This window comes from Gammaproteobacteria bacterium, assembly GCA_029862005.1.
In the GTDB taxonomy this organism is placed as follows: domain Bacteria; phylum Pseudomonadota; class Gammaproteobacteria.
The window spans coordinates 1-3458 of sequence record JAOTYD010000089.1 but is presented as its reverse complement, the minus strand read 5'-3'; the positions used below and the strand labels follow the sequence as shown (position 1 = coordinate 3458).

Genomic DNA, 3458 nt, shown 5'->3' with positions numbered 1-3458 from the left:
GAAACAGCCGGAAGTCGCGGCCGGTCATTTCTTGCTTGCACAGGTTTATGCGGCACAAAACAATATCGGTAGAATGCGTGAGGCGCTCGAGCAGACAGTCAAACTGGTTCCTAACCACCTGACGGCCCAGGTTTTTCTGGCGAGACTTGACCTGGCTGAAGGCAAGGACGCGGCATTCAGTGCTCGACTTGCGGCTTTACAAAAAAACTACCCGGGTAATGTACAGGTTGAGCTTTTAAAGGCGCAAAAATCTTCTGTCAAGAAAGATTATGATTCCGCGATCAAAACCTTATCAGGATTGCTCGTCGAGGCGCCACAATCCGATGTCGTTATCGAACTTTCCAGGAACCAGTGGCAATCAGGAGACAGGCAAGGCGCAATATCGAGCCTGGAACTGTGGTCAGAAAGTAACAGGGATGATCGGGTTTTACTGCTTTTAGCCGAGTATTACCTGTTAGAAAATCGGCCAGATGAGGCAACCGCAACCTACAAGGTTCTGGAGCAAGCGTCGCCCGAAAATCCCAGGGTTCTGAACAATCTGGCCTGGTCGCTGAAAGACAGTGATCCCGGAAAAGGGGTTGAGTATGCTCGAAAGGCGGATAAGCTGGATCCGGACAATCCGTTGATCATGGATACATTGGCAATGTTATTGCTGAAAACCGGTGATAAGCTAAAGGCTCTCGAAATTGCCGAACAGGCAGTAAACAAAGCGCCAAATGTTCTCGATATTCAGTTCAACTATGCCGATATCCTGGTTGCGAATGATCAAGAAAAGAAAGCCAGGAGCATATTGGAAGAGGTTCTTCGCAAGGCCACGGATAAAAGCAAGCAACGGCTAATAAAAAAGCATCTCGATAACTTATAGCGTTTAGTCAATTACACGGGATTTTCCTCTTAAACATATGAAAGTCACTATTTTTGGAACAGGTTATGTCGGGCTTGTGCAAGGGGCGGTATTGGCAGATGCTGGCCATGAGGTGATATGCATCGATACCGATGAGTCCAAAGTCAGGAATCTTGAAAAAGGAGTTATTCCAATCTATGAACCGGGTTTATCTCAAATTGTTGAACACACCTTTAAAAATGGGCGATTAAGATTCAGTACCGATCCTGAGCTGGGTGTTCAGCATAGCGAGATTCAATTTATCGCAGTAGGCACTCCACCTGATGAAGACGGGTCCGCAGATCTTCGACACGTACTGGCGGTTGCAAAAGAGATTGCAACGCACATGTCGGCTCCCAAGATCATTGTCGACAAGTCAACGGTCCCGGTCGGTACGGCCGATAAAGTCAGTGCACAGGTGAAACAGGTCCTTAAGGAGAGAGGAGAGAACATCGCTTTTCACGTGGTATCAAATCCCGAATTTCTCAAGGAAGGTGCGGCAGTCGCTGACTGTACCAGGCCCGACCGCATCGTCGTGGGCACCGATAGTAATTATGTTAAAGAAGTCATGCGCGAGTTGTATGCACCTTTTAATCGCAATCATGATCGTATGATTTTCATGGACACCCGCAGTGCGGAACTAACCAAGTATGCGGCAAATTGCATGTTAGCAACCAAGATTAGTTTCATGAATGAAATGTCAAACATCGCGGAGCGGGTGGGTGCTGATATCGAGGCGGTGCGTCATGGAATCGGATCTGATTCGCGTATTGGATACAGCTATATCTATCCAGGCTGTGGTTACGGCGGCTCATGTTTTCCTAAAGATATTCAGGCCCTGATTCGCACCGCGGACGGTATCGAAATTGAAGCCGAGTTAATGAAATCAGTAGAGGCAGTGAATGCACGGCAGAAAGAGAAATTATTCGACAACATCGAACGACATTTCAATGGTGATCTCAAGGGAAAGGTGTTTGCTATCTGGGGATTAAGCTTCAAACCCAATACCGATGATATGCGCGAAGCACCAAGCCGGGTGTTGATGGAAGCACTATGGCGAGCTGGTGCCATTGTACAGGCCTATGACCCGGAAGCGATGATTGAATGCCAGAGAATTTATGGACAACGCGATGAGTTAGTTCTGGCTGGGACGGCCGAAGCTGCTCTAAAAAATGCTGATGCACTCGTTATTGTTACCGAATGGCAGCAATTTCGAGCTCCGGATTTTGATTTGATAGTACAGTTATTAAATCAACCTGTGCTGTTTGATGGTAGAAATCTTTTCGACACAGAGCGACTGAAAGCTCACGGGATTACCTACTACTCTATCGGCAGAGGTCGGTAGCAAAGCCTGATGCATCTAAAAACTGTCAAAGAATATAAAGTTCGGAAAACAAATCCCTGTTAAGACTCCCATGCCATATATCATCGGCCTGGTTTTCCTCGTTGCTACGTTTTTTTTATTAAGCGTTGATTCAGTGGATACGCAATCCCGAACTGGCAGGGAACTCTGGAATCTGGGACACATCGGCTACTTTTTTCTTCTGGTTTACCTGGTTGGTTATTTACCACCACTTAAGAAGGTAAGCATGGCAAAACTGTCGATCGGACTAATCGTAATTTCGCTAGTCCTCGGCGGCTTGATCGAGCTGAGCCAATACGCCACGGACCGAACTCCAGACATTCTGGATCTTGTGCGCGATCTAACAGGGGTATTTCTAGCGCTGATTTTTCTCGGTCGGTATAACGGATGGTTGAAGCGCAGGCCGTTAAATTCATTAAAGACAACCGTAGTGATATTGCTGGTGTGGCTAACCATTCCATTAGCAAAAGCGTTGGCGGATGAAATCATTGCGTATCGTCAATTCCCGGTACTGGCAAATAATGACACGCCATTCGAACTGGATCGGTGGGGGGGTAATGCAGATATCGAAATCGTACAGATAGATTCGACCAACCTGCTCAAGTTGCAGCTAACACCGGGAAAACAATATCCCGGTACCGGCCTGGTTTATTTTCCGGGTGACTGGAGCGGCTATAAACTGTTAGTAATCCGACTCCTTAATCCAGCAGTCGAGCCATTGGAAATGACCATTAGAGTGCACGATCGGGCGCATGAAACGTCTTTTCTCTACCGTGACAGATTTCATCAAGGCTTTCGAATTCGGCCCGGATGGAACGACCTGGAAATTGAATTAAGCGAAATAGAGAAAGCCCCGGAGGATCGTGACATGAACATGCAACAAATCAGCGAACTTATCGTTTTCACCAATAGGCTTACGCAAAACAAAACACTCTTTATCGATGAAATTTATCTTACCCGGTAAAAGTGCTAACCGATTCAACGCGAATCTTATGCCCCTGACTCGGATCGGTCTAGCTTGAGCCAGGATTTATCCTAATTCCCTGCTAAGCATAGGCGGGCATAATGATCTCTGTTTTGCCAGCCGGTATGTTCTTTAAGTTCATGCAGGCCATAATTGCGGCTGCTAGTGACGCAGTACCGGATTGGAACAGCCGATACCCGAATGGGGAAAACAGGTCTTTATCAATCGAGTTTTTGTTAGGGGCTATA

At 46.9% G+C, this 3458-nt stretch carries 3 protein-coding genes; all 3 read left to right on the top strand.

Features of this window, described 5'->3' with window-relative positions; translation table 11 throughout:
* Positions 1-865, top strand: an 865-nt coding sequence (locus tag OES20_19030; GenBank protein MDH3636787.1) for a tetratricopeptide repeat protein, incomplete at its 5' end; no start/stop codon positions are given.
* 37 nt (positions 866-902) lie between these two features.
* Positions 903-2228 carry a UDP-glucose/GDP-mannose dehydrogenase family protein gene (locus OES20_19025; protein MDH3636786.1) on the top strand — a complete coding sequence of 442 codons (1326 nt, stop codon included), beginning with the start codon at positions 903-905 and terminating at the stop codon, positions 2226-2228.
* Positions 2229-2472: 244 nt separating this feature from the next.
* Positions 2473-3210, top strand: coding sequence for a hypothetical protein (locus tag OES20_19020; protein ID MDH3636785.1), 738 nt, complete (start codon positions 2473-2475; stop codon positions 3208-3210).
* Positions 3211-3458 lie beyond the last annotated feature (248 nt).